At 67.5% G+C, this 26,427-nt stretch carries 25 protein-coding genes and 1 pseudogene; 10 read left to right on the top strand and 16 right to left on the bottom strand.

Features of this window, described 5'->3' with window-relative positions:
- Nucleotides 1–673, bottom strand: a 673-nt coding sequence (locus QZX79_RS10060; RefSeq protein WP_294568103.1) for a TIGR00730 family Rossman fold protein, incomplete at its 3' end; no start/stop codon positions are given.
- 164 nt (nt 674–837) lie between these two features.
- Here QZX79_RS10060 and QZX79_RS10055 point away from each other — a divergent pair.
- From QZX79_RS10055 to QZX79_RS10040, 4 genes are all read left to right on the top strand, one after another.
- Nucleotides 838–1,566: an amino acid ABC transporter ATP-binding protein gene (locus tag QZX79_RS10055; RefSeq protein WP_294568108.1), complete on the top strand. Its 729-nt coding sequence runs from the start codon at nt 838–840 to the stop codon at nt 1,564–1,566.
- A 63-nt stretch (nt 1,567–1,629) separates the two neighbouring features.
- On the top strand, nt 1,630–2,478 hold the full coding sequence (locus QZX79_RS10050; protein ID WP_294568101.1) for a glutamate ABC transporter substrate-binding protein: 849 nt from the start codon (nt 1,630–1,632) through the stop codon (nt 2,476–2,478).
- A 76-nt stretch (nt 2,479–2,554) separates the two neighbouring features.
- The gene (locus QZX79_RS10045; RefSeq protein ID WP_120165007.1) at nt 2,555–3,232 is read left to right on the top strand and encodes an amino acid ABC transporter permease; all 678 of its coding nucleotides are present in this window, start codon (nt 2,555–2,557) and stop codon (nt 3,230–3,232) included.
- Nucleotides 3,229–4,107: an amino acid ABC transporter permease gene (locus QZX79_RS10040; protein ID WP_294568100.1), complete on the top strand. Its 879-nt coding sequence runs from the start codon at nt 3,229–3,231 to the stop codon at nt 4,105–4,107. Before QZX79_RS10045 ends, QZX79_RS10040 begins: the two co-directional genes overlap by 4 nt.
- A gap of 109 nt (nt 4,108–4,216) precedes the next feature.
- Here QZX79_RS10040 and dapE read toward each other — a convergent pair whose 3' ends face one another.
- Nucleotides 4,217–5,323 carry a succinyl-diaminopimelate desuccinylase gene (gene dapE, locus QZX79_RS10035; protein ID WP_294568098.1) on the bottom strand — a complete coding sequence of 369 codons (1,107 nt, stop codon included), beginning with the start codon at nt 5,321–5,323 and terminating at the stop codon, nt 4,217–4,219.
- A gap of 33 nt (nt 5,324–5,356) precedes the next feature.
- On the opposite strand from dapE, the gene dapD reads away from it, so the two are divergent.
- Nucleotides 5,357–6,334, top strand: a complete 978-nt coding sequence (gene dapD / locus QZX79_RS10030) for a 2,3,4,5-tetrahydropyridine-2,6-dicarboxylate N-succinyltransferase (RefSeq protein ID WP_294568096.1) — start codon at nt 5,357–5,359, stop codon at nt 6,332–6,334.
- A gap of 6 nt (nt 6,335–6,340) precedes the next feature.
- Nucleotides 6,341–7,207 (top strand): hypothetical protein, encoded by an 867-nt coding sequence (locus tag QZX79_RS10025; protein ID WP_294568094.1) that lies wholly within the window; start codon nt 6,341–6,343, stop codon nt 7,205–7,207.
- Between the two features lie 15 nt (nt 7,208–7,222).
- Here the strand turns inward: QZX79_RS10025 and QZX79_RS10020 are convergent, their stop codons facing one another.
- Complete coding sequence (locus QZX79_RS10020; protein ID WP_294568091.1) at nt 7,223–7,834, bottom strand: hypothetical protein; 612 nt, start codon at nt 7,832–7,834, stop codon at nt 7,223–7,225.
- 124 nt (nt 7,835–7,958) lie between these two features.
- Here QZX79_RS10020 and galE point away from each other — a divergent pair, with 124 nt between their 5' ends.
- Nucleotides 7,959–8,972, top strand: a complete 1,014-nt coding sequence (gene galE / locus QZX79_RS10015) for a UDP-glucose 4-epimerase GalE (RefSeq protein WP_294568089.1) — start codon at nt 7,959–7,961, stop codon at nt 8,970–8,972.
- A gap of 102 nt (nt 8,973–9,074) precedes the next feature.
- Here galE and QZX79_RS10010 read toward each other — a convergent pair whose 3' ends face one another.
- From QZX79_RS10010 to fdxA, 3 genes are all read right to left on the bottom strand, one after another.
- On the bottom strand, nt 9,075–10,358 hold the full coding sequence (locus QZX79_RS10010) for a citrate synthase (protein WP_120165000.1): 1,284 nt from the start codon (nt 10,356–10,358) through the stop codon (nt 9,075–9,077).
- 156 nt (nt 10,359–10,514) lie between these two features.
- Nucleotides 10,515–11,669 (bottom strand): succinyldiaminopimelate transaminase, encoded by a 1,155-nt coding sequence (gene dapC, locus QZX79_RS10005; protein ID WP_294568087.1) that lies wholly within the window; start codon nt 11,667–11,669, stop codon nt 10,515–10,517.
- The gene (gene fdxA, locus QZX79_RS10000; protein ID WP_120164998.1) at nt 11,666–11,992 is read right to left on the bottom strand and encodes a ferredoxin; all 327 of its coding nucleotides are present in this window, start codon (nt 11,990–11,992) and stop codon (nt 11,666–11,668) included. The genes dapC and fdxA overlap by 4 nt, the downstream gene beginning before the upstream one ends.
- A 231-nt stretch (nt 11,993–12,223) precedes the next feature.
- Between fdxA and QZX79_RS09995 the strand changes: the two genes are divergently transcribed.
- A complete protein-coding gene (locus tag QZX79_RS09995) occupies nt 12,224–12,454 on the top strand; it encodes a hypothetical protein (protein WP_294568086.1) in 231 nt (76 codons plus the stop codon).
- Between the two features lie 522 nt (nt 12,455–12,976).
- Here the strand turns inward: QZX79_RS09995 and QZX79_RS09990 are convergent.
- Entirely contained in the window at nt 12,977–13,384 is a 408-nt protein-coding gene (locus tag QZX79_RS09990) for an endonuclease domain-containing protein (protein WP_294568084.1), read from the bottom strand.
- A 267-nt stretch (nt 13,385–13,651) separates the two neighbouring features.
- A pseudogene (locus tag QZX79_RS18580) lies at nt 13,652–13,783 on the bottom strand (type IV toxin-antitoxin system AbiEi family antitoxin domain-containing protein); the annotation flags it as partial.
- A gap of 160 nt (nt 13,784–13,943) precedes the next feature.
- Here QZX79_RS18580 and QZX79_RS09985 point away from each other — a divergent pair.
- A complete protein-coding gene (locus QZX79_RS09985; RefSeq protein WP_294568082.1) occupies nt 13,944–14,438 on the top strand; it encodes a helix-turn-helix domain-containing protein in 495 nt (164 codons plus the stop codon).
- On the opposite strand, the gene QZX79_RS09980 is transcribed toward QZX79_RS09985, so the two are convergent.
- From QZX79_RS09980 to QZX79_RS09950, 7 genes are all read right to left on the bottom strand, one after another.
- Nucleotides 14,435–14,932: a hypothetical protein gene (locus QZX79_RS09980; RefSeq protein WP_294568080.1), complete on the bottom strand. Its 498-nt coding sequence runs from the start codon at nt 14,930–14,932 to the stop codon at nt 14,435–14,437. The two genes, QZX79_RS09985 and QZX79_RS09980, sit on opposite strands and share 4 nt — an antisense overlap.
- Before the next feature lie 19 nt (nt 14,933–14,951).
- On the bottom strand, nt 14,952–16,868 hold the full coding sequence (gene typA / locus QZX79_RS09975; RefSeq protein ID WP_294568077.1) for a translational GTPase TypA: 1,917 nt from the start codon (nt 16,866–16,868) through the stop codon (nt 14,952–14,954).
- Between the two features lie 224 nt (nt 16,869–17,092).
- Entirely contained in the window at nt 17,093–18,814 is a 1,722-nt protein-coding gene (locus QZX79_RS09970; RefSeq protein ID WP_294568075.1) for an ABC transporter ATP-binding protein, read from the bottom strand.
- The gene (locus tag QZX79_RS09965) at nt 18,811–19,803 is read right to left on the bottom strand and encodes an ABC transporter permease (protein ID WP_294568073.1); all 993 of its coding nucleotides are present in this window, start codon (nt 19,801–19,803) and stop codon (nt 18,811–18,813) included. The genes QZX79_RS09970 and QZX79_RS09965 overlap by 4 nt, the downstream gene beginning before the upstream one ends.
- The gene (locus QZX79_RS09960; RefSeq protein ID WP_120164991.1) at nt 19,796–20,722 is read right to left on the bottom strand and encodes an ABC transporter permease; all 927 of its coding nucleotides are present in this window, start codon (nt 20,720–20,722) and stop codon (nt 19,796–19,798) included. Before QZX79_RS09960 ends, QZX79_RS09965 begins: the two co-directional genes overlap by 8 nt.
- A 133-nt stretch (nt 20,723–20,855) precedes the next feature.
- Entirely contained in the window at nt 20,856–22,499 is a 1,644-nt protein-coding gene (locus tag QZX79_RS09955; RefSeq protein WP_294568070.1) for an ABC transporter substrate-binding protein, read from the bottom strand.
- Nucleotides 22,500–22,849: 350 nt separating this feature from the next.
- Nucleotides 22,850–24,661, bottom strand: a complete 1,812-nt coding sequence (locus tag QZX79_RS09950; RefSeq protein ID WP_294568068.1) for an ABC transporter ATP-binding protein — start codon at nt 24,659–24,661, stop codon at nt 22,850–22,852.
- A 95-nt stretch (nt 24,662–24,756) separates the two neighbouring features.
- On the opposite strand from QZX79_RS09950, the gene QZX79_RS09945 reads away from it, so the two are divergent.
- Complete coding sequence (locus QZX79_RS09945; RefSeq protein WP_294568066.1) at nt 24,757–25,386, top strand: PH domain-containing protein; 630 nt, start codon at nt 24,757–24,759, stop codon at nt 25,384–25,386.
- Between the two features lie 11 nt (nt 25,387–25,397).
- On the opposite strand, the gene QZX79_RS09940 is transcribed toward QZX79_RS09945, so the two are convergent.
- Complete coding sequence (locus QZX79_RS09940) at nt 25,398–26,339, bottom strand: ABC transporter permease (protein WP_294568105.1); 942 nt, start codon at nt 26,337–26,339, stop codon at nt 25,398–25,400.
- Nucleotides 26,340–26,427 lie beyond the last annotated feature (88 nt).

Here is a 26,427-nt window from a genome sequence, read left to right as displayed (position 1 = left end):
GCAGCGGGGTCCAGAAGTCCGTCCCCATGAGGATCACCGGGAACTGGTTGACCTTGCGGGTCTGCACCAGCGTCAGCGCCTCGAACAGCTCGTCCATCGTGCCGAAGCCGCCGGGCAGGATGACGAACGCCTGGGCGTACTTGACGAACATCGTCTTGCGGGCGAAGAAGTACCGGAAGTTGATGCCGAGGTCGACCCACTCGTTCATTCCCTGTTCGAAGGGAAGCTCGATCCCCAGCCCCACCGACATGCCGCCGGCTTCGCAGGCACCCTTGTTGGCGGCCTCCATGGCCCCCGGCCCGCCACCGGTGATCACGGCGTAGCCGGCACCGACGAGCCGCCGGCCCACCTCCTCGCCCACGGCGTAGAAGCGCGAGTCCCGCGGCGTCCGCGCCGACCCGAAGACGCTGATCGCGGGGCCGAGTTCGGAGAGGGTGCCGAAACCTTCGACGAATTCGCTCTGGATCCGCAGCACCCGCCACGGATCCGTCTTGGTGAACATCGGCTCTTCATCGGCGTCCAGGAGGAAGCTGTCCGACTGCGGCTCTGCCGCCTGCCCGCGGCGCAGCTCGACCGAGCCGCGTCGTCGGGGCTCTCCCCCGGTGGCCCGTGAAGGCACCTGGCGGGAAGGGGTGCTGGAGTCGGCGTCGGAGTCGCGGTTCAGGTGAGGCATGCTCCTAGGCTAACCGCCCGGCCCGCCGTTGGGGCTTTGGTTGCTCTTGAATCACAATTCCCCCTTTTGGGCGCGCTTGTATTGCCAGAGGGCATTCGTTCGCTAGATTCTTCTCCATGACAAGCGAACCGCAGCCGTCCACGTCCGCGTCTTCTGCGCACCCTCTGGTCTCCCTGAAGAAGGTCAACAAGCACTACGGTCCCCTGCACGTCCTCAAGGACATCGACCTGGAGGTGGCCCGCGGCGAGGTCGTCGTCGTGATCGGCCCGTCCGGGTCCGGCAAGTCGACCCTGTGCCGGGCGATCAACCGCCTGGAGACCATCGACGACGGCGAGATCAAGGTCGACGGGAAGGTGCTGCCCGCCGAGGGCAAGGCGCTGGCACGGCTCCGCGCCGACGTCGGAATGGTCTTCCAGTCCTTCAACCTCTTCGCGCACAAGTCCATCCTTGAAAATGTGACCCTCGGGCCGGTCAAGGTCAAGGGCATGAAGGGCGGCGAAGCGAAGGAGCTTGGAATGTCGCTGCTCAAGCGCGTGGGCGTCGCCAACCAGGCCGACAAGCTGCCGGCCCAGCTCTCCGGCGGCCAGCAGCAGCGCGTGGCGATCGCCCGGGCGCTCGCGATGAAGCCCAAGGTGATGCTGTTCGACGAACCGACCTCGGCCCTGGACCCCGAAATGATCAACGAGGTCCTCGACGCGATGGTCGCCCTCGCCAAGGAGGGCATGACGATGATCGTAGTCACCCACGAGATGGGCTTCGCCCGCAAGGCCGCCGACCGGGTCGTGTTCATGGCCGACGGGCAGATCGTCGAGCAGGCCACCCCCGAGGAGTTCTTCACCAACCCCAAGAGCGAGCGGGCCAAGGACTTCCTTGGCAAGATCCTCGCCCACTGAGTTCAACGACCTGCCCGTACCGCACCTCAAGGCCCCACGAGGGCCGCAACGCAAGGAGAAATCATGCGAAAGACCCGTTATGCAGCCGCTATGGCAGCGGCAGCAGCACTCACCCTCACCGCCTGTGGCGGCGGAGGCGGCAATGAAGGCGGTGGCGGAGGAGGCGGCGGCGAGGACGGCGGCGGCGAAACCATCACGATCGGCATTAAGTTCGACCAGCCGGGTCTGGGCTTCGACGAGGGCGGTTCCTACTCGGGCTTCGACGTCGACGTCGCCAAGTACGTCGCGAACGAGCTCGGCTTCTCGGAAGACCAGATCGAGTGGAAGGAAGCCCCGTCGGCCAACCGCGAGAACCTGCTCTCGAACAATGACGTCGACATGATCTTCGCGACCTACTCCATCACCGACGAGCGCAAGCAGACCGTCTCCTTCGCCGGACCGTACTTCGTCGCCGGCCAGGATCTCCTGGTGCCCAAGGACAGCGACATCGCCGGCCCCGAGGACCTCGAGGGCAAGAACCTGTGCTCGGTCACCGGTTCCACCTCGGCGCAGAAGATCAAGGACCAGTACCCGGGCGTGAACCTGGTCGAGCAGCCCGGTTACGCCGAGTGCGTCAGCGTGATGGGCGGCGGCCAGATCGACGCCGTCACCACCGACGACATCATCCTGGCCGGCCTCGCCGCCCAGGAGACCAACGCCGGCCAGTTCAAGGTCGTCGGCAACCCCTTCTCCGAAGAGCGCTACGGCGTCGGCCTGCCCAAGGACAGCGACCGCTGCGAGGACATCAATGCGGCGATCACCAAGATGATCGAGGACGGCGCCTGGGAAGAGGCGATCACCAAGAACACCGAGGGTGCGGACTACAGTTTCAATGAGGAACTGAACCCGCCGGAGCCCGAGCCCTGCGCCTAATCACCTCCTGTCTTGGTGGGGCGGCCGATCCCGGCCGTCCCACCAATGCATGTCCCCCCAAAGAATGAGGTGAACCGTGGATAACTTCCTGACGCTCTTCGAGACCTACAACGTCCCGGCGGCCTTCTGGGTAAACATCCAGCTGACCTTCTGGGCCGCCGTGTGGTCCCTGGTGCTCGGCACCCTGCTGGCGCTCATGAGAATCTCCCCGATCCCCAGCCTTCAGTGGCTGGGCGCTGCGTACGTCAACATCTTCCGCAACACCCCCCTGACGATCATCATCGCCTTCGGGGTGCTCGGGCTCTTCGGGCAGCTCCAGGTGTCCCTGACGGACGACTTCAACCTTAACTTCTTCCGCCTGGCCATCCTCGGGCTGACGATCTACCACGCTGCCTTCGTCTGCGAGGCGATCCGCAGCGGTGTGAACACCGTGCCGCTGGGACAGGCCGAAGCCGCCCGCGCGATCGGGCTCAGCTTCCTCCCCGCGGCCCGCCTGATCATCCTGCCGCAGGCCTTCCGCGGCGCCATCGCCCCGCTGGGCAACGTCCTGATCGCCCTGATCAAGAATTCGACGGTCGCGGCGGCCGGTTCGGTCGCTGCCGAGGCCTCAAGCCTGATGAAGACCATGATCGAGTTCCGGGGCGACCTGGTCATCCCGATCTTCTTCACGTTCGCCATCGGCTTCGTGATCCTCGTGATCCCGGTCGGGCTCCTCACAACCTGGGCCTCCAGGAGATTGGCGGTGGCCCGATGAGCGCCCAGAACGTCCTGTTCGACGCCCCCGGCCCCAAGTCCCGGCGCAATATCCTCATCGGCAACATCATCGGGGCCCTGCTCATCGCCGGGCTCATCGCCTACGTGGTGTTCCTGCTGGGCGGCAAGGGACAGCTCGCCGCAGGCAAGTGGACGCCCTTCCTCGAGGGGCGCACCTGGGAGTTCTTCCTGCTTCCCGGCCTGCTGAGCACCCTGAGGGCGGCGGCCATCGCCGTGGTGACCTCGGTCCTGTTCGGGTTGATCTTCGGCCTCGGCCGGCTCTCCCACGTGAAGCCGATCCGCTGGTTCGCCGGGCTCGTCGTCGAGTTCTTCCGGGCCGTGCCGGTCCTCCTCATGATGATCTTCCTGTGGCTGGCCCTCGGGCGCTCCAACCTCGTCGAGGACGCGCCCTTCTGGGCCGTCGTCATCGCCCTGACCCTTTACAACGGCTCGGTCATCGCCGAGCTGATCCGCTCCGGCGTGCACGGCCTGCCCAAGGGCCAGCGCGAGGCGGGACTGGCGATCGGCATGACCCAGATGCAGTCCCTGCGCACCATCGAGGTGCCCCAGGCGCTCATCGCCATGCTGCCGGCGCTGGTGAGCCAGTTCGTCGTGATCCTGAAGGACTCGGCCCTGGGCTACATCATCGGCTTCCCGGAGTTGCTGCAGAACGCCCGGCGCCTCGGGGTCGGTGAGGGCAACCTCCTGCAGTCCCTCCTCATCGCCGCCGTGATCTTCATCATCATCAATTTCGCCCTCTCGTCCCTCGCCACGAAGCTCTCCACGCTGCTGAGCTTCAGGAGCAAGGGCAGGGCGCGCGATGAGACCATCGATGGGATCGCCGCAGCGGAGCCCGAGGGCACCCTCTCCCGCTGAGCCGCACCGGGCTTCTGCCCGGACGACGACGGCACCCTCCGCAAAGGGCCCCGGTCAGCTCGGCTGACCGGGGCCCTTTGTTTTCAGTCGCTGTTGTCAGTCGCTGTGGTCAGTCGCTGCTGTCAGTCGAGAGCCAGGTGGTCAGCACCCGCAGGCACTCGCGCACCTCGCCGGCACGCACGTGCTCGTCGTCACTGTGGGCCAGCAGGGCGTCGCCGGGCCCGAAGTTGACCGCCGGGATGCCCAGTTCGCTGAAGCGCGCAACGTCCGTCCACCCGTACTTGGGCTTCGGCTCGGCCCCGACCGCCGCCACGAAGCTTGCCGCGGCGGGGTGCTGCAGCCCGGGCCGCGCACCGGCCGCAGCGTCGGTCCGCTCGATGTCGAACCCCTCAAGCACCCCGCGGACATACTGTTCGGCCTCGTCCGGGCTCTTATCCGGCGCGAAGCGGTAGTTGACCTCGATGACGGTGCGGTCCGGAATGACGTTGCCCGCGGTGCCGCCGCTGATCAGCACCGCGTTGAGGCTCTCGCGGTAGTCAAGCCCGTCCACCGGTACCGTCGCAGGCTGGTGCTCCCGCAGCCGCACGAGTACCTCCGCGGCCTTGTGGATGGCATTCTCGCCGCGCCAGGCGCGGGCCGAGTGGGCGGCTTTTCCCCTGGTGGTGACATTGAAACGGGCCGTGCCGTTGCATCCGCCCTCCACGGTGCCCGCGGTGGGTTCGAGGAGCACGGCGAAATCGGCGCGCAGCCATTCAGGGTAGTGCTCGGCCAGCCGGCCCAGACCGCTGAGCGAGGCCTCGACCTCCTCGTGGTCGTAGAAGACATAGGTGACGTCGCGCACCGGCTCCGTCAACGCGGCGGCCAGCGCCAGCAGGACCGCGACGCCGCCCTTCATATCGGTTGTCCCGCGCCCGTAGAGCACCTCACCGTCCCACTCGCCCGGGACCGTCGCCCGCGCGCCCGCAGCGGTGGGCAGGGGCACCGTGTCGAGGTGTCCGGCCAGGATCACCCGCTCGCTGCGGCCAAGGGAGGTGCGCGCGATCAACGCGTCGCCGTCCCGCACCACCTCGAGGTGGGCCAGGCCCCGCAGGGCCTCCTCGAGCGCGTCGGCGATGGCGCGTTCCTCGCCGGAGACGCTGTGGATGTCAACGAGATCTGCTGTCAATTGGGCAACATCGACGCCGAGATCGAGGCGCCGCAGGCTGGGCTGAGTCATTTTCCCACCCTATCCCTCGGTAGACTTCTGCCCATGACCCAGAGCGCAGATCACCCCTCCACGCCCGCGCCCGGCGCACGGACCGCTTTCGGCCTCGGCCTCGCCACCCTCGCTGCCGACGGCAGCGTGCTCGAGGCATGGTTCCCGGCCCCCCGGCTCGGGGAGGCCCAGGAGCAGGAATCCGACCGGGCCCTGCGGAGCGAACTCGAGGCCCTTGCCGGATCGGGCGCCGATCCCGTGCGCCGGACAACGAGCGCGCTGGTCTCCCCCTCGATCGACCTCGACGCCGCGCCCGCCGACGCCGTCGACGCGTACCTGCGCCTGCACCTGCTCTCGCACCGGCTGGTCACCCCGAACAGCATCAACCTCGACGGAATCTTCGGGCTCCTGGCCAACGTCGTCTGGACGAACCACGGGCCGTGCGCCGCCGCGGACTTCGAGGGCCTGCGCCTGGCCCTGCGGGCGCGTGGGCCGGTGACCGTCCTGTCCGTCGACAAGTTCCCGCGCATGGTCGACTACGTGCTGCCCACGGGAGTGCGCATCGCCGACGCCGACCGGGTGCGGCTGGGAGCCTACCTCGCGGAAGGCACGACGGTCATGCACGAGGGCTTCGTGAACTTCAATGCAGGCACCCTCGGCACCTCGATGGTTGAGGGCCGGATCTCCGCGGGCGTCGTCGTCGGCAACGGCTCCGACATCGGCGGCGGGGCCTCGATCATGGGGACGCTCTCCGGCGGTGGAACCCAGAAAATCACCATCGGCGAGCGGTGCCTGCTCGGCGCCCAGGCCGGGGTCGGCATCTCCCTGGGCGACGACTGCGTCGTCGAGGCCGGGCTCTACCTGACGGCCGGCACCAAGGTGACACTGGTGGACGGCTCGATCGTCAAGGCAGCGACCCTGTCCGGTGTATCCGGCGTCCTTTACCTTCGCAACTCGTCCACCGGCGTCGTTGAGGCCCGCCCCCGCCGCGGCGAGGGCATCGCCCTCAACGCCGCGCTGCACGCCAACTAGCAGAGCATGCCTGCCACCGGCCCCTCGCGGGCAGTCCTCCGGCGCCGGAGGGTCGGAGCCGCCGTCCTGCTCGCCGTCGCCGGCGGAGGCGTGTGGGCGGCGGCCGCGCAGCTTGAGCCCCCGGAGGTCCTCCGCACGGAACGGTGCACCGCCACCGTGGGCTCCGACAGTTATGACCTCACCCCGGTGCAGGCGCAGAACGCCGCCCTGATCGCCGGGGTCGCCGTGGTCCGCGGGCTGCCGGCGCGGGCCGCCTCGATCGCGATTGCCACCGCCGTGCAGGAGTCCCGGCTCGAGAACATCGACTACGGCGACGACGCCGGGCCCGATTCACGCGGGCTGTTCCAACAGCGGCCCTCCCAGGGCTGGGGCACCGAGGCGCAGGTGATGGATCCCCTGTACGCGGCGGGCGCGTTCTATGACGCGCTGGTGCGCATCCCGGGCTACGAGACGCTGCCCATCACCGACGCCGCCCAGCGCGTCCAGCGCAGCGCCTACCCCACCGCCTATGCCGACCACGAACCGGAGGGACGGGCGTTCGCCTCCGCGCTGACCGGACAGTCCCCGGCCGCCCTGACGTGCGTGCTGCGCAAGGCCTCCGGCCCGGGCGATCCGGCCGCCGTGGCCGCGGCAGCCGAGCGGATCTTCGGCCCCCTCGGCGGGGCGGCCGACGGCGATGCCCTGGTGGTGCCGGCCACCGAGCCCGGGGGCTGGACCACCGCGTCCTGGGCGGTGGCGAACGCCGACGCCCTGTCGATCACGAAGGTCTCCTTCGCAGGGCAGGCATGGACCCGCGCGTCGGGTGAGTGGAGCCCCACCCCCACCGACGCCGGAAACCTCACCATCACCGTCGCCGGCGACCCGGCCTCCTGAGCGGGACCCTATGCGCTAGGCGAGCATCTTAATGACCGGCTCGACATAGCTGCGCAGGGCTGCCTCGTCCTCACACAGGTCCTGGCACATCAGCAGCCGGTCTGGTTCCACCCACCAGGCCCGCTGTGCGCCGAGCGGCAACTCGACGACGTCGAGGGCGAAGCGCCGGGCGCTGCGTCCCAGCTCGAGTTCGCGCTCCTGCACGAGGACCTCCAGCAGGGCTTCGAGCCGCTCTCCGCGGGCGCCGGCGTGCAGGGCATACTCCGCGCGGCGTTCCTCCGCCCACTCGATGGCGGAGCCGAAGTGCGCCTGGGCCACCCGCTGCAGGGCCGCCATCCCGTCGAGCTCTTCGAACTCGGGCGGGATCGGCAACGACGCGCCGGCGAGGTCCCCGCTGACCAGCCGGTGCCACCAGGCCTCCCACTCGACCCGCAGCGTCTCGGTTCCGCCGGCGTCCTCGACCGGCCGGCCCAGCGTTGCAGCACGGACGGCGGGGCGGACCGGAGGGAGGCAGGGCTGGCCGATCCCGCGCAGTCCTGAGCAGTCGCGGAGGTACAGTGCAACGAGCAGGACCTCCGAGGTATCGACACTGAAGCGTCCGCCGCGCCTGGACGGCTGGTGCGTCATGGGCCTCCTTCGACCGATGTGCTGCTCCAAGAGTAGACCTGACTTCCCCGCCGCTCCAGAGTCTTCGACCGCACCGGGTGCCCCGCTTTCCTGCTTCGGCCCGCAGGCAAACTAGAGTGGAGGCATGAAGATTCTCGTTACCGGTGGAAGCGGATATATCGGCTCGCACACCGTCCTTGCCCTGCTCGAGGCCGGCCATGAGGTTGTCGTGATCGACAACCTCTCGAACTCGACGGAGACGTCCCTGCAGCGCGTCCAGAAGCTGGCCGGACGCCCCCTGCGGTTCCACAAAGCCGACCTGCTCGACGAGCCGGCCCTGCGGGCGGTTTTCGCGGAGGAAGCGGTCGAGGCGGTGATTCACTTCGCCGGGCTGAAGGCCGTCGGAGAATCGGTGGAGAAGCCGCTGACGTACTATCACAACAATGTGGGCGGCACCCTGAACCTCCTGCGGGTCATGGACTCCTACGATGTCCGGACGCTCGTCTTCAGTTCCTCGGCCACGGTCTACGGCGCCTCCGAGCAGGTGCCCCTGATCGAGAAGATGCCCCTGGACGCGGTGAACCCCTACGGGCGGACCAAGGAGCAGATCGAGGACATCCTCTCGGACCTCGGCACCGCCGACGGCCGCTGGAACATCGCCCTGCTCCGCTACTTCAACCCGGTCGGCGCGCACGAGTCGGGCCTGATCGGCGAGGACCCCACCGGAATCCCGAACAACCTGCTGCCGTTCGTGGCGCAGGTGGCGGTGGGCCGGCGGGAGAAGGTGCGGGTGTTCGGCAACGACTACCCCACGCCCGACGGCACCGGGGTGCGCGACTACATCCACGTCGTCGACCTCGCGGCAGGGCACCTTGCCGCCCTGAAGTACCTGACCGAACACCGCGGGGTGTACCGGTGGAATCTCGGCACCGGGAAGGGCTCCTCGGTCCTCGAGGTGCTCGAAGCCTTCTCGAAGGCCTCGGGGCGCGAAATCCCCTACGAGTTCGCCCCGCGCCGGCCCGGGGACGCAGCCGTGAGCTACGCCGACCCGTCGGCCGCGATGGCCGACCTTGGCTGGTCGGCGCACCGGAACCTCGACACCATGTGCGAGGACCACTGGCGCTGGCAGAAGAACAACCCGCAGGGTTACAACGGCTGACCAGCCCATTCGAACCGAAGCGAGAACAGACGAAGGCGGCCACCCACCGACAGGTGGGTGGCCGCCTTCGTTCTAAGCGGTCCGGCCGTGCGGGCCGCTCGGCTAGCGCACGGGGTAGTTGCGCTCCGGGGAGCCCGTGTACAGCTGGCGGGGCCGGCCGATCTTCGTCTGCGGGTCCTGCATCATTTCGCGCCACTGGGCGATCCAGCCCGGGAGGCGCCCGATGGCGAAGAGGACGGTGAACATCTTCTCCGGGAATCCCATCGCCTTGTAGATCAGGCCGGTGTAGAAGTCGACGTTCGGGTACAGCTTGCGCTCGATGAAGTAGTCGTCCGCCAGGGCCTTCTCTTCGAGGCGCATCGCGATATCGAGCAGCTCGTCGTTGCCGCCGAGCTTGGAGAGGATGTCGTGGGCGGTGGCCTTGACGATCTTCGCGCGGGGGTCGTAGTTCTTGTAGACGCGGTGCCCGAAGCCCATGAGCTTCACGCCGTCTTCCTTGTTCTTGACCTTCTCCATGAAGTCCTCGGGCTGCATGCCCTTGGCCTTGATGTCGCGGAGCATGTTCAGCACGGCCTCGTTCGCGCCGCCGTGCAGCGGACCGAACAGGGCGTTGATCCCGGCGGACACCGAGGCGAACATGTTGGCGTTGGAGCTTCCCACCAGGCGCACCGTGGAGGTCGAGCAGTTCTGCTCGTGGTCCGCGTGCAGGATCAGGAGCAGGTCGAGGGCCTTGGCCACCATCGGATCGACGTCGTACGGCTCGGCCGGCAGCCCGAAGGACAGGCGCAGGAAGTTCTCGACGAGGTTCATCGAGTTGTCCGGGTACAGCATGGGCTGGCCGATCGACTTCTTGTGGGCGTAGGCCGCGATCACCGGGAGCTTCGCCATCAGGCGGAAGGTCGAGAGCTCCACCTGCTCGTCGTCGAACGGGTCGAGCGAGTCCTGGTAGAAGGTCGAGAGCGCCGACACGGCCGAGGAGAGGACCGGCATCGGGTGGGCGTCGCGGGGGAAGCCGCCGAAGAAGCCCTTGAGCTCCTCGTGCAGCAGCGTGTGGCGGCGGATCCGGCCGTCGAACGCCGAGAGCTCCTCCGGGGTGGGCAGGTTGCCGTAGATCAGCAGGTAGGACACTTCTAGGAAGGTCGAGTTCTCGGCCAGCTGCTCGATCGGGTACCCGCGGTAGCGCAGGATGCCTGCATCGCCGTCGATGTAAGTAATCGCCGACGTCGTCGCGGCGGTGTTCATGAAGCCCGGGTCGAAGGTGACGTGCCCGGTCTGCTTCAGCAGCTTCGAGATGTCGAAGCCGTGGTTGCCCTCAGCCGCTGCCATCGTGGGCAGGCTGAGTTCACTGCCGTTGAAGTGCAGCGAGGCACCGTTCTGCTCGGTCATTGACTCTCCTTCAGGAGCTGGGGTGGAACCATCACAACGAAGGAGGGAAAAAATCCACACCGCGTTGGCCTATTCAGTCTGAAACGGTACCGGTATGACCGCCCTCTGCACTAATCCTCCATCGCGTGGTGTGACGGTGGCAACAGAGGTTCAGCTCTACGATGCGCCGTGGAGCCTTTCGACGGCGGCGTCGATCCGCTCGTCCTTGCCGGTGAGCGCCACCCGCACGAATCCATGGCCCGCCTCCCCGTAGAAGGTGCCCGGCCCGACGACGATGCCCCGCTCCGCGAACCGGGTGAGCGCCTCCCAGGTGTCCGTTCCGTCGGTGGCCCACAGGTACAGTCCCGCCTCGGAGCCGGACACCGTGAAGCCGAAGGACTCGAGCGCCGGCAGGAGCCGGGCCCGGCGGGAGCGGTAGAGGTCCTTCTGCTGCTGGACGTGCGCGTCGTCGGCCAGGGCGGCCCGCATGGCCTCCTGCACCGGGAACGGGACGATCATGCCGGCGTGCTTGCGCGAGTTGATGAGATTGGCCAGAATCCCGCCGTCACCGGCCACGAAGGCGGCCCGGTAGCCGGCGAGGTTCGACTGCTTCGACAGCGAGTAGACGGCGAGCAGCAGGTCATTGCTGCCCCCGGAGACCCGCGGATCCAGGACGCTCGGCACGGGCTGTCCGCCCCGGGCGCTGTCCCAGTCGCCCCAGCCAAGCTCGGCGTAGCACTCATCGGAGGCCGTGACGGCTCCCAGGGAGCGGGCGTCGTCGACAATGTCCTTCAGCCCCTCGACGGGGAGCACCGATCCGGTGGGATTGCCCGGGCTGTTCACCCAGACCAGCCGGACCCGCCGTCGCACCTCCGCGGGCAGTGCGGCCAGCGAATCCGCGGCCACGGGCGTGGCTCCGGCGAGCAGCGCCCCGACGTCATAGGTCGGGTACGCCACCGTGGGCCGCACGACGACGTCGCCCGGGCCCAGGCCGAGCAGGGTCGGCAGCCACGCGACGAGCTCTTTCGAACCGACAGTCGGCATAATGTCAGCCGGATCCAGGCCGGGGACACCGCGCCGCCGTTCGAACCAGGCGCTGATCGCCTCCCGCAGGGCCGCCGTTCCGTGGGTGGTGGGGTATCCCGGGGCATCCGCGGCACCGGCGAGGGCGGCGCGGACCAGCTCCGGCGTCGGGTCGACCGGGGTGCCGATGGAGAGATTAACCACACCCCCGGGATGCGTCGATGCCGTCTGGATATAGGGGGCCAGGGCCTCCCACGGGTAGTCGGGAAGGCTCAGCCCGAAGGCGCGCGTCGGCCCGCCAGCTGTCATGCGGGCTGGTTCTGCGGCGGGAGGGCGGCGATGATCGGGTGGTCCTTGCCGGTGTTCCCGACCTTGGCGGCACCGCCCGGGGAGCCGAGGTCGTCGAAGAACTCGACGTTGGCCTTGTAGTACTCGGCCCACTGCTCCGGAGTGTCGTCCTCGTAATAGATGGCCTCGACCGGGCACACCGGCTCGCACGCGCCGCAGTCGACGCACTCGTCCGGGTGGATGTAGAGGGAGCGTTCACCTTCGTAAATACAGTCCACCGGGCATTCTTCAATGCAGGCCTTGTCCTTGACATCCACGCATGGCTGCGCGATTACGTAGGTCACTTCCCACGCCTTTCCTTGAGACTGTTTACTGCGGGCACACCCTTGGTGCTTCCTCCAGCTTACCCAGTCCGGGGCGACCGGGGATGCCCGGCTCCGGCAGGCGGCCCGCCCCGAAGGCATGCCGCCTGCGCTCGCCCACCTGCGCTCCCCCGCTCCTCCCTCTGTGCGGCTCCCCGGCTCGGGTCCCCTGCTCCGGTCCCTGGAGCCGGCCGGTCCGGATACGCTGAAGGCATGACAGCTCCGGTCCGCCTGCTCCAGTCCCTCGCGCAGGGAACCCGGGTGGTTGTCCGGTACCGGATCGGCGCGCAGCTGACCGACGCCCTCGGCGATCTGATCGCGATCGACGACGATTCATGTACCGTCCGCACCCGGCGCGGCGACGCCGTCGTGCCCCTAGGCGACGTGACTGCCGCCAAACCTGTCCCGCCCGCGCCTCCCCGGAGGGCGCCGCGGGTCCCCTGAGCCCAGCCATAGCACTCCTGCCCACCGACCGGCTCTGACCACTGGGCATATCCGGACATGCCCACCCACCAGCCTCGGCCAGCGGGCAAAACCGTCGGCCGGGGCCCTCTCCAACACTCCTGACCAGTGAACGGCTCTGACCACCGGGCATATCCCGACATGCCCACCCACCAGCCTCGGCCAGTGGGCAGAACCATCCACCAACACACTCCTGCCCACCGACCGGCTCTGACCACCGGGCATATCCGGACATGCCCACCCGTCAGGCTCGGTCAGTGGGCAGAACCGTCTCCCGAGTACCTCTCCAGCACTCCTGCCCACTGACCGGCTCCAACCAGTGGGCAGAACCATCCACCAACTCGCTCCTGCCCACCGACCGGCTCTGACCACCGGGCATATCCGGACATGCCCACCCACCAGCCTCGGTCAGTGGGCAAAACCGTCTACCGAGGACCTCTCCAGCACTCCTGACCAGTGAACGGCCTCCTTGCGCGGACAGAATGACCACTCGGAGGCGATCCGCTAGTGTGCGGGAACGGTGGCAAGACCCTGACGGATCAGGGCTAAAAACTGCTCGGGATGATGAACGACCATGGCATAGGTGACCCGCAGCACCCGGATTCCGCCTACGGTCAGCAGGTTCCAGCGGCGCCGGTCCTCGGCGAACTCCTCCGGGCCGCTGTGGTACGAACGGCCGTCGACCTCGACCCCAAGCCGCCCCTCGACGAAGAGGTCAAGCCGGCCGACGCCCGGCCGGTGGACCTGCGTCTGCACGCTCAGCCCCGCCTCGAGAAGGTGGAAGCGGGCGACGGTCTCGATGATCGACTGGGACATCGGGTTGATCAGGGCAACGGTCCGCCGCGCACCGCCGTCGCGATGACCCTGCAGCCGCACGCGCAGCTCCTGCAGGCTGACCCGGTCCGTGGCCACAGCGCACTCCACGATGCACAGGGCATCCAACTGCGGAAGACATCGCAGGGACTGAACGCACGCGTCGGCCAGGCTCGGGGTGCCAGGGAATCGGTGTACCCGGAATTCCGGGGGAAGCCTCCGGCCGTGGTTGACGCTGATATGGACCTTCCCCGGGCGGCGCAGCACCCACAGGCCGTGGCGCTGCGCCGCACTCACACAAGCAAGCTCTGCCCCAGCACAGCGGGCGGCAAGAAGAGACGGGTCGGCATCGCGGAGGGCGAATACGCCACGCGCGGGCTTCGCCACCACCCCGGATCCGACCGCCGCCGACAGTGCCGCCCCGCTTACCCCGAGGCCAACGAGTTCCCTGTACCGCGCTACCCCGCCCAGGCTCTCGACCGCCCGGATTACATCCATTGCCCCAGCCTGCCTCAGACCGCCCGTTGCGCCGGGGGCTCGCACGCGATGTGGACAACCGACCATTCCGACCCGTGCCGGAGGCCGGCTCTATAGACACCCGGCAGATTGGCATTGGTATTCACCAATGGCACGCCCGCGCTACCGTATGATTTCCCTCATGCACACTGACGAGGACATTCAGGCGCGGGCCCGCGCCCTGAGTTCGCCCCTCCGCCTGCGGATCCTGCGCCTCTGCCTGCACAAGGCACGGACGAACAAGGAGATCGCGGGCATCCTCAAGGTGAACCCGGCCACGGCGCTGCATCATGTGCGGACGCTCCTGGCCACCGGATTCCTGCGCGCCGAGGAACCCCGGACGGGCAACCGGGGCGCACGTGAGATCCCATACCGGGCGACGGGCCTTTCCTGGGGGACCCAGCTGCCCAATGCGGCGCCGGTGCTGGTTGAGACCTTCCTCCAGGAAATCGAAGGACTTGCCCCGTCCGAAATCGACGTCTGGCGGCTCGGAATCCGCCTGAACCAGGAGAACCGGGCGGAAATGATGGGCCGGCTGCGCGAGATTTTCGAGGAGTACGCGGCCCGCGGAGCCGATCCCGACGGCACGGCGACCTCGATCCTGCTCGCCCACCACCTGGACCGCGCAGCGGATTAGCTCCCGGTCGGAGCGCTTCCGCCGGAGCGGTGTCCGCGCAGCGACGCGCCGCACACCGCGATGCCGGCGATGGTGGCCGCCGCCAGTCCGAACATCCAGATGTTCCCCGCCAGGACGGCCGCCGGTTCCGGGCCCGGTCCCTCGATCCCGGTCAGGATCAGGGTTTCGGCACTCAGTGAGACCAGTGCGACAAGGAGATACGCCGTTCCGCCGCTGAGCGCTGCGATAAGGATGCTTCGGGCCCACAGACCGCACCAGGTGATGATGCTCCCGGCCAGGACCAGCGCGGCGGCCGCCCCCACGGGCAGCGCCAGCTCACCGACCCTCAGCACCTGCGCGTGGAGAGCGGTCCCGAGCAGCGCCGCCAGCATTCCCCCAAGCAGCGCGCCGGCCACCGCCCGCCACCGGGCCGGGCCGGAGGGTCCGGCGGGGTTAAACGCCGGACGCCGGCCCCTCCGTGGAACGGAAGGACCGGCGTCGACGTCGTAAGGCATGACCCGTAAGGACCCTTACCTAGGCGCGGGCACGCGAGCGGGAGGCACGCATGCGCTCGTTGGCATCCAGGATCACCTTGCGGATGCGGATGGCCTCGGGGGTCACCTCGACGCACTCGTCCTCGCGTGCGAACTCGAGGGACTCCTCGAGGGTGAGGTTGCGCGGCGGGGTCAGGTTCTCGAAGGTGTCCGAGGAAGCCGCACGCATGTTGGTGAGCTTCTTCTCCTTCGTGATGTTGACCTCCATGTCGTCGGCGCGGGAGTTCTCGCCGACGATCATGCCCTCATAGACCTCGGAGGTGGGCTGCACGAAGAACGAGCCGCGCTCCTGCAGGTTGATCATGGCGAACGGCGTCACCACGCCGGCGCGGTCGGCGATCATCGAACCGTTGGTGCGGTACTCGATGTCACCGGCCCAGGGCTCGTAGCCCTCGGAGATCGACGCCGCGATGCCGGCACCGCGGGTGTCGGTCAGGAAGCGGGTGCGGAAGCCGATGAGACCGCGGGCCGGAACGATGAATTCCATCCGGACCCAGCCGGTGCCGTGGTTGGCCATGTTCGTCATGCGTCCCTTGCGGGCGGCCATGAGCTGGGTGACGCCGCCGAGGTATTCCTCGGGCACGTCGATGGTCATGTGCTCCATCGGCTCGTGGATCTTGCCGTCGATGGTCTTGGTGACAACCTGCGGCTTGCCGACGGTGAGCTCGAAGCCCTCGCGGCGCATCTGCTCGACCAGGATGGCCAGGGCGAGCTCGCCGCGGCCCTGGACCTCCCAGGCGTCGGGGCGCGCGGTGGGCAGGACGCGCAGCGACACGTTGCCGATGAGCTCCTTGTCCAGGCGGTCCTTGACCTGGCGCGCCGTGACCTTGGCGCCCTTGACCCTGCCGGCCAGCGGCGAGGTGTTGATACCGATGGTCACGGAGATGGCGGGATCGTCGACGGTGATCAGCGGCAGAGGCTGCGGGTTGTCGACGTCGGTCAGGGTCTCACCGATGGTGATGCCCTCGATGCCGGCGACGGCGACGATCTCGCCGGGTCCGGCGGACTCCGTCGGCACGCGGTCCAGCGCCTTGGTGGCGAGGAGCTCGGTGATCTTGACGGTCTTCAGCTCGCCGTTCTGGCGGGCCCAGGCGACCTGCTGGCCCTTGCGGAGGGTTCCGTTGAAGATGCGCAGCAGGGCGAGGCGGCCCAGGAACGGCGAGGCGTCGAGGTTGGTGACGTGCGCCTGGAGGACGCCGTCCGGGTTGTACGACGGGGCGGGGATGTGCTCGATGATGGTCTGGAACAGGGGCTCCAGGTTGTCGTTCGAGGGGATCGTGCCGTCGGCAGGCTGCTCGAGCGAGGCGGCACCGGCGCGCGCAGCAGCGTAGACGACGGGCACGTTGAGGATCGAGTCGAGGTCAAGGTCGGGGACCTCGTCGGCGAGATCGGAGGCCAGGCCCAGCAGCAGGTCCATCGACTCGCTGACGACCTCTTCGATGCGGGAGTCGGGGCGGTCGGTCTTGTTGACCAGCAGGATCACGGGGAGCTTCGCGGCCAGGGCCTTGCGCAGCACGAAGCGGGTCTGGGGCAGCGGGCCCTCGGATGCGTCGACGAGGAGGACGACGCCGTCGACCATGGACAGGCCGCGCTCGACCTCACCGCCGAAGTCGGCGTGGCCGGGGGTGTCGATGACGTTGATGGTGATCGTCTCGCCCTTGGCGGCCGGGCCGTTGTAGAACACCGTGGTGTTCTTCGCGAGGATGGTGATTCCCTTTTCGCGCTCGAGGTCGCCGGAGTCCATGACGCGGTCGGCGACGTCGCCGTGGGCGGCGAAGGAGTTGGTCTGCTTCAGCATGGCATCGACCAGCGTGGTTTTTCCGTGGTCAACGTGGGCCACGATGGCTACGTTGCGGAGATCGCTGCGGACAGCGGTGTTGCCTGTGGTTTCAGACATGCTTAATGACTCAATTCAGTATCTAAAGCGGGGAAATGTCGGCGGCAGCAATGCGCGCCCTGCGTCAAGTCTACGGGTTTGACAAAACCAGACCTAATGCGCGGGCGCCCGCGGGGGCCCTCCAACGACGAACGACGCCGGCGCTGCCCCGCATTCGGGGAGCACCGGCGCCGTTTCGGCCCTTAGCGAAGCGCCGTCAGATCAGCACGCTCAGATCAGCACGCTCAGGCGGCTTCCGGAGGAAGCACCAGGCCGGCACCGGGGATCGCCGCGAGCAGCGACTGGGTGTAGGCGGTCTTCGGGCTGTCGAAGACCTCGTCGGTGGAGCCCTGCTCAACGAGCTTGCCCTTCTCCATCACGGCCACGTGGTCCGCGATCTGCCGCACGACAGCGAGGTCGTGGGTGATGAAGAGGTAGCTCAGGCCGAGCTCGGCCTGCAGGTCGGCGAGCAGGTTGAGGATCTGCGCCTGCACCAGCACGTCGAGCGCCGAGACGGCCTCGTCGCAGATGACGACCTCGGGATCCAGGGCGAGGGCCCGGGCGATGGCCACGCGCTGGCGCTGCCCGCCCGAGAGCTCGTTGGGGAAGCGCTGCATCATCGAGGACGGCAGCGCCACCTGGTCGAGGAGCTCGCGCACCTTCTTCTCGCGGCTCTTGGCGTTGCCGATCCCGTGCACCCGGAGGGGTTCCTCGATGGTGCGGTAGATGTTGTACATCGGGTCGAGCGAACCGTAGGGGTCCTGGAAGATCGGCTGCACCCGGCGGCGGAAGTTGAACAGTTCCTTCCGGCCCAGGGTGGTGATGTCCACCCCGTCGAACCGGATGTCCCCCGCCGTCGCCGTCTCCAGGCCCAGCACCATGCGGGCGACCGTCGACTTGCCGGAGCCGGACTCCCCCACCACGGCGGTGGTGGTGCCGCGCGCGATCGAGAACGACACATTGTCGACCGCCGTGAAGTCGGTCGACTTGCCCCAGCTGCCGCGGATCTTGAAGACCTTCGTGAGGTCCTTGACCTCGATCACCTTGTCCTTGGCGTCGGCCTTCTCGGCCGACGGCGCGAGCAGGTCGTCCGTTGCAACGCCGAGCTTCTTGGCCGATTCGATGCGCCGGGAGGCGATCGAGGGCGCCGAGGCGACCAGCTTCTGGGTGTATGGATGGCGCGGGTTGGTCAGCAGCTCAAGTGCGGGACCGGCCTCGACGACCTGGCCCTTGTACATGACGATGACCTTGTGCGCGCGCTCGGCGGCGAGGCCGAGGTCGTGCGTGATCAGCAGCACCGCGGTGCCCAGCTCATCGGTCATCCGGTCGAGGTGATCGAGGATCTGGCGCTGCACCGTGACGTCCAGGGCGGACGTGGGTTCGTCGGCGATCAGCAGGCGCGGCCGGCATGAGAGCCCGATGGCGATCAGCGCGCGCTGGCGCATGCCGCCGGAGAATTCGTGCGGGTACTGGTTGGCGCGCGATTCCGCGTCGGGCAGTCCGGCTTCGGACAGCACCTTCGCCACATCCTGCGGGGAGTACGGCAGGCCGTTGGCCCGCAGGGTCTCCTTGACCTGGAATCCGATCTTCCAGACCGGGTTCAGGTTCGACATCGGGTCCTGGGGGACCATGCCGATCGAGGATCCGCGCAGTTCGACGATGCGCTTTTCGCTGGCGTTGGTGATGTCCTCGCCGTCGAAAAGGATCGATCCACCCGAGACCCTGCCGTTGCCCGGCAGCAGCCCGATCGCGGCGAGGGCCGTGGTGGACTTGCCGGAACCGGACTCCCCCACGATGGCCACGGTCTCGCCGGGCATGACCGTCAGGTGCGCGTTGCGCACGGCCGGGACCTCCCCGTTCGCGGTGTCGAACGTGATCGCCAGGTCCTTGAGTTCAAGCAGGGGACGCACCTCGGAGGGTGCGGTCCGGACCTCGGTGATGCCGTCGTTTCCAATGGTTGAGCTCATCGCTTGCGCGCCTTCGGATCGAGAGCGTCACGCAGGGCGTCGCCCAGCATGATGAAGCTCAGAACGGTCAAGGACAGGGCCAGGCCCGGCCAGAAGATGGCACTGGGGTTGGACCGGAGGGATGACTTCGCGGAGAAGATGTCATTTCCCCAGGACATGACGTCCGGCGGCAGTCCGATGCCCAGGAAGGACAGGGTGGACTCGGCCACGATGAACGTGCCCAGGGAGATGGTCGCGATCACGATGACCGGGGCCAGGGCGTTGGGGATGACGTGCTTGATCAGCGCCGACATCGGGGAAACGCCCAGGGAGCGGGCTGCCATGACGAAGTCCGCGTTGCGGACCTCGATGACGGCGGCGCGGGTGATGCGCGCGATCTGCGGCCACCCGAAGGAAACCAGGATCACCACGAGCGTCCAGACGTTGCGGTTCTGCTGGAAGAAGGGCAGCTGCACGACGACGATGGCGCCGAGGATCAGCGGCAGGGCGAAGAAGATGTCGCCAATGCGGGCCAGGATCGCGTCGACCCAGCCGCCGAAGAATCCGGCGAGAGCTCCGATCAGGCCGCCGATGACCAGCACGCCGAGGGTGGCGAACAGCCCGACGGTGAGGGAGGACTGGGTGCCGTGCACGACGCGGGAGAGGATGTCGCAGCCCTGCTGGGTGAAGCCCAGCGGGTGCCCCGGTGCGGGGCCGCCGTCGGAGTTGGCCAGCAGGCAGTTCGAGTTCGGCGGCTCGTTCGTGAACAGGCCGGGGAACAGCGCCACGACGAGGATGGCCAGGATGAGGACCGCGCTGATGAGGAAGAGCGGCTGCCGACGCAGGCTGCGCCAGGCCTCACGCCACAGACTCGATGGAGCGCCCTCGGCGGTGGCACTGTCGGTCGCCCGGACAGGAGTTTCCTCAATGTCGGCGACATAGTGCTCGATCGGGTAGGCGGAGGTTTTCACCCTTCCCGCCGTCTTCAGGTTGTTCTCAATCTCAGGCATATCGAATCCTTGGGTCAAGCCACGCGTACAGGAGGTCCACCAGCAGGTTCGCGAGGCAGAAGATGAGGATCAGGAAGGTGACGATCGAAACGACGGTCGGCCCGTCCCCGTTCAGAACGGCGCGGTACAGCGTGAGACCGACACCGTTGACGTTGAAGATTCCTTCGGTGACGATGGCCCCGCCCATGAGGGTTCCGAGGTCGGCGCCCAGGAAGGTGACAACAGGGATCATCGAGTTGCGCAGGATGTGCACGACGACGACGCGCTTGCGGCTGAGCCCCTTGGCGGTGGCGGTGCGGACGTAGTCGGCCTTGACGTTCTCGAGGATGCTGGTGCGCGTCAGGCGCAGCACGTAGGCGAAGGACACCAGGCCCAGCACGACGGCCGGCAGGATCAGCTCGGAGACGGTGGCGTCGCCGCTGACGGTCGGGTTGGTCCACCCAAGCTTGACGCCGATCAGGAACTGCATCAGGAAGCCGAGGACGAAGATCGGCACGGCGATGACGACGAGGGAGAGCACCAGGACGGTGGAGTCGAACAGCTTGCCCTTGCGCAGGCCCGCGATGAGGCCGAAGACGATGCCGAAGATGGCCTCGAAGATGAGGGCCATGACGGCGAGCTTCGCGGTGGTCGGGAAGACCTCGGCGATGATGACGGCGATGGGGCGGCCCGAGAAGTTGGTGCCCAGATCGAAGGTCAGCACGCCCTTGAGGTAGAGCAGGTACTGGATCCAGAACGGCTCGTCCAGGTTGTACTGCTCGCGCAGCGCGGTGACGACGGCGGGGGTACATCCGCGCTCACCACAGATGGCTGCGGTGGCGTCGCCGGGAAGGCTGAAGACCAGGAAATAGACGAGGAGCGTGGCTCCGAGGAAGACCGGAATCAGCTGCAGGAAGCGCCGGGAAACATACCAGGTCATTAGTGCGCACCTCCCGGCGCGTCAGGCGTTCGGACGGAACGCTCTTGGGGGTTGCTCATTTTAGGTTGGAACCTTTTCGTTGGATCACGGAAAATGGGGGCCCGCCAGAGACAGGCCCCCATTCCGTGTCGGATTACTTGCCGGTGATGGCGTGGTACAGAGGTACGCCGTTCCAGCCGAATTCAACATTGTCCACGTTGTTGCTCCAGCCGCCCTGGGCGACCTGGTACCACAGCGGGATGGCCGGAAGGTCCTCGAGGAGGGTCTCCTGTGCCTCGTTCATCGCCTTGTTGCCCTCTTCGACGGACTCCGCAGCAAGCCCTTCCTTCAGGGCGTTGTCGAACTCCTCGTTGGTGTACACGGAGTCGTTGGATCCGGCGCCGGTGGCGTAGATCGGTCCGAGGAAGTTGTACAGCGAGGGGTAGTCGGCCTGCCAGCCCGACCGGATGGCGCCGGTGAGGGTCTGCTCGGTCGCCTCGGTGCGGGCTTCCTTGAAGGTGGCGTACGGCTTGCCGGTGATCTCGATACCCAGGGTGTTCTTGACGCTGTTGACCAGTGCCTCAACCCAGGTCTTGTGATCGCCCTTGTCGGCGTTGTAGCCGATGGTCAGGGCCTCGGAGGCGTCGTAAGGCTCGAGCTTCTCGGCCTCGGCCCACAGTTCCTTGGCCTTCTCCGGGTTGTACTCGAGGTTCTCGCTGCCGGGCAGGTCTTCCTTGAAGCCGGGGAGGACCGGAGCGGTGAACTCCTTGGCGGGCTCGCGGCCGCCGTTGAAGATCACCTCGGTGATCTCGTCACGGTTGATGGCCATCGACAGGGCCTGGCGGCGCAGCTTGCCTGCCTCGCCGTCCCAGTTCTTCAGGTAGTACGGCACGGCGATGGTCTGGTTGCCGGCGTACGGGGACTCGATGGAGCGCTCACCAAGGTCGTTCTTGAAGTTCTTGATGTCGGACGTCGGGATGGTCTTCAGCACATCCAGGTTGTCCGAGATCAGGTCCTGGTAGGCCGTCGTGTCGTTCTGGTAGATCTTGAAGGTGATGCCGCCGTTCTTGGGGTCCTGCGGACCTTCGTACTCCTCGTTCGGCACGAGCTCGATCTGCTCGTTGTGCTTCCAGGCACCAACGGCTGCGAACTTGTACGGGCCGTTGCCGACCGGGTTCTCGCCGAAAGCCTTGGGGTCCTTCAGGGCGTCGGCGGGCAGCGGGTAGAACGCGCTGTAGCCGAGGCGCTGGGGCCAGTCCGATTCGGGCTGCGACAGGGCGACGGTGAAGGTCTTGTCGTCGACAACCTTCAGGCCGCTCATCTCCGTCACGGTTGAGCCTTCCGCGCTGGCCTCGGCGTATCCTTCGATGCTCTCGAAGAAGTAGCTGCTCAGCTGAGCGTTCTTTGCTGCGGCACCGTAGTTACACGCGTCAACGAAGGAGCTGGCCGTGACCGGATCGCCATTGGTAAAGGTCATGCCCTCCTTCAGGGTGATCGTGTAGTTCTGGGCATCCTCGGTCTCGATGGACTCGGCGACCTCGTTCTGCACCTTGCCGTCGGCGTCGTAGCTCACGAGCCCGGCGAAGATGAGGTCGAGGACTGCTCCGCCGCCGACTTCGTTGGTGCTGGTCGGGATCAGCGGGTTCTGGGGTTCAGAGCCGTCGACCACGATGACGGCATCGGTGTTGCCGTCGGTAGCTGCTTCGTCGGTGCTTCCGCCGCCGCCGCCGCATGCGCTCAGCGCGAAGACAGCGACCGCTGCCACGCTGAGAATTCTGGAATTGCGCGTGAAACGCATTCCGCCTCCTAGTTGTTAGGTTTCCCCCGGTGCTGTTACGGCCGGGGCTGTTGGACTCGAATGGTACGCATGAGCCAACTCACACCGGGAAATCATATGCCCCGCGGGTTTGCCCAAAGAAACGCAGACATGGCGGCAGCGGGTGAAAACTTTCAGCGAAGACTCAGGAAACGGGCGGCGAACAGACGCTGCCGCAGGTGAGGGGGACAGCGGCCGGAAACGTCACGATTTGGTAACGTCCACGCCTCGAACGGCCCGCGGAGGCTTTTCGGTACAACGCTGTATCCCCGCCACAGCCGAGACGGCACTCCGCCGGCAGGCGGCGGAGCACCGTCGGGCGGTCGGTTTGCCTACTCCGCGGCCAGCAGCTGGGCGCGCAGTTCGCGCCGCTCACGCTGCTTCTGCGGGTCCGGAAGGGGGACGGCGGCGAGCAGCCGCTGGGTGTAGGGATCCTGGGGGCTGCGCAGGATCTGATCGCGGGTCCCCTGCTCCACGATCCGGCCGCGCTGCATCACGCAGATATGGTCCGCGAGGACGTCGACCACGGCCAGGTCGTGGGTGACGAACAGGCAGGCGAAGCCAAGTTCGCGCTGCAGGTTCTGGAACAGTTCGAGCACCCGGGCCTGGACCGAGACATCCAGGGCTGAGGTCGGCTCGTCGGCGACCATGAGTTTCGGCCGCAGCGAGAGCGCCCGCGCGATACCGACCCGCTGCTTTTGCCCGCCGGAGAGCTCGTGGGGGTAGCGGTTCCGGTAGCTCCGCGGCAGCTCGACCTGGTCGAGGAGTGCCTCGATGCGTTTCTGCAGTTCCGCACCCTTGGCCTCACGGGCCAGGTACATCGGCTCGCCGATGCTCTCGCCGATCGGCAGCCGCGGGTTCAAGGACGACGACGGGTCCTGAAAGACCATGCCCACGTGGCGGCGCACCGCGGCCAGCTCCTTGGAGGCGGGCCGGAAGCCGGAGATGTCGGTCCCCACGACGGACAGCGTTCCCTCGGCCACCGGAAGCAGACCGACCGCCGCCCGGCCGATGGTCGTCTTGCCCGAGCCGGACTCCCCCACCAGGCCGATCACCTGGCCGGGATAGACCACGAGGTTCGCCCCCTCGACCGCACGGAAGGCCGGTACCCGGCCCTGTTTGGGGTACTCGATCGCGACGTCCTTCAACTCGAGGACCGGATCGGCCTGGGGCACCGACTCCTCCTGCAGGCCGGCCAGCACCTCCCGCTCGCGGCGTTCCAGCTCGTCATGGTCGACGCCGACGAGTTCCGAATGGGTTGCGGCAGCGAGCGCGGCCGTGATGTCGACGTCGTCATCCCCCATCCCCTGGCCGAGGTGCGGCACCGCCGCGAGCAGTGCCCGCGTGTACTCGTGCTGCGGGTTCCCGAAGATCTGCTCGGCGGTTCCCGTCTCGACGATTTCGCCCTTGCGCATGACCGCGATGCGGTCGGCGAGGTCGGCCACCACACCCATGTCGTGGGTGATGAGGACGATGGCGCTGTCGAGCTTGGTGCGCAGGTTGCGCATCAGGTCGAGGATCTGCGCCTGGACCGTCACGTCGAGCGCCGTGGTGGGCTCGTCGGCGATCAGCAGCTTGGGATCGCAGGAGAGGGACTGGGCGATCATGGCACGCTGGCGCTGCCCGCCGGAGAGCTGGTGCGGGTAGGACCGGAACGCCTTGTCCGGGTCGGGAAGCTCGACCATGTCCAGCAGGGCCAGGGCCCGCTGCTTCGCGGCGTCCGGAGACATCTCGCTGTGGAGGCGCAGGGTTTCGATGATCTGGAAGCCCACGGTGTACACGGGGTTGAGTGCCGTCATCGGCTCCTGGAAGATCACGGCCACCTCGCTGCCGCGTACCTCGCGCAGCTGCGCCGGCGACATGGTGAGGACCGACTTGCCGTTGAGCAGCACCTCGCCGGTGACCCGGCTGTTCGAAGGAAGCAGCCCCAGGAGGGACATTGAGCTTGCGCTCTTGCCCGAGCCGGACTCGCCCACGATCGCCAGCACCTCACCCGCGTTGACGTAGTAGTTCAGGTTGATCGCCGCCGGCACCCACTTCTTCTCGACGCCGAAGTCGACGCTGAGGTTGCGTACCTCCAGCACCGGTCCACGCGGGCCCCGCGGGTCGTTCCGGTCGGGACCGCCGATAACTTCGCTGCTCATGACGCGCTGTCCTTCCGCCCGGCACCCGGGAATTGTGTATCCGCCGTGGGGTCTCCGGTTGCCCCACCGGAGGAAAATGCTGGAATCATAGAGCGATGAGCAGCGCCACGGGCGGACCCGTCACCACAGTGTTCCGACCGCGCACCAGCAAGGTCTTCACGGCGGTCGCCTTCGCCCTGACCGCGGTCGGACTGGTGTCCGTAGCGGTATCGGAGGGGGTCGGCGGACTGCTGGCGGGCTGGCCGCTTGTCGCCTTCGCCTTCGCGGCGTGGTGGCTGTTCTGGTACCCGTGCGTCGAGGTGGATCCGGACGCCGTGACCCTGCGGAACCCGCTGACCACCGTGTCGGTGCCATGGGCCGCGTTGGTACACGTCGATACAAAGTTTGCGCTGAAGCTCGTCACGCCCCGCGGCTCCTACACGGCCTGGGCGGCGCCTGCCCCCGGGGTCTGGGGCACCCACGCGGGAAAGCCCGAGCACCTGAACAACCTTCCCGGAAGCAGTTACGGGCCGGGGCGCTCCGTGCGCCCGGGCGACCTCACACACACCGACTCCGGCTACGCCGCGTTCCTTGTCCGCAGCCGGTGGGAGACACTCATCGGCAGCGGTTCCCTCGACGTCGACCTCACCGACTCGGCAGTGGTCACCCGGAGCGTGAACTGGCTGCTGATCGGGGTGGCCGCCGCGCTCGTGGCGGCTTCCATCGCTTCGTCGGCCCTGGCCTGAACCGCCGCCCCTCACGCGCTCACCGGTCGATCCGCTTCCTTCGCCCTGCGCGGGTTGAACTTCTTTTGGCGCGGGTCGAAGGCGTCGCGGAGGCCGTCACCAATGAAGTTGATCGTCAGGCAGATCAGCACGATGAAGAGGCCCGGGAACCAGAACAGCCAGGGACGGGTCTGGAAGGCCTCCTGGTTCTGGCTGATGATCAGGCCCAGGGAGACATCGGGTGCCCGTACGCCGAATCCCAGGTAGCTTAGGCCCGTTTCCAGCAGGATCGCGGCCGACATCAGGAGCGTGGTGTTGACGATAATGACGCCGACCGCGTTGGGCAGAATGTGCTTGAAGATGATGCGGGCGTTGGAGGCCCCGGCGATCTTCGCGGCGTCAACGAATTCCCGCTCCCGCAGCGAGAGGAATTCACCGCGCACCAGCCGGGCCATGCCGGTCCACGCGAGCAGGCCGAGGACAACGCCGAGGAAGAAGACCGCCGCGCCGGCGCCGAGGGACGTACCGACGGTCCGGCCGAGGACCGCGGCGAGGACGATCAGCGGAATGATGATGACGATGTCGGTGATGCGCATCAGCACGGCTTCGGTCCAGCCGCGGAAGTATCCCGAGCAGGCACCGACGACGACGCCGACGAGCCCCGAGATGGCCCCGATCAGGAACATGATGATGATCGAGTTCTGCGCCCCCCGCATGGTCAGGGCGAAGTAGTCCCGACCGATCGAGTCCTGGCCGAAGGGGTGGTCGCCCCAGCTGAACGGGCCGGTGACCGTGGGCGCTCCCCCGTCGACCACCGGCAGGAACTGCGTGTGGTTGTACTTCCACCAGCCGGGAATGCCGGCGAAGCCCAGCGAGGTGAAGGCCAGCAGGAAGATGATGGCGAAGACCACGAGGCTGATGATGGCGGCCGTGTTGTCGAAGAAGCGCCGACGGACAAGCTGGCCCTGCGACATGCCCTTCGTTTCGGGGTCGGCGACGGGCCCCACTTCCCGCGGAGAGGGGCCTACTTCTCCCCGGGGTGTCTCGGAGGAATCCTGGATG

The organism is uncultured Arthrobacter sp., assembly GCF_902805515.1.
GTDB lineage: Bacteria > Actinomycetota > Actinomycetes > Actinomycetales > Micrococcaceae > Arthrobacter_D.
This window is presented reverse-complemented; position numbering and strand designations above follow the sequence as displayed.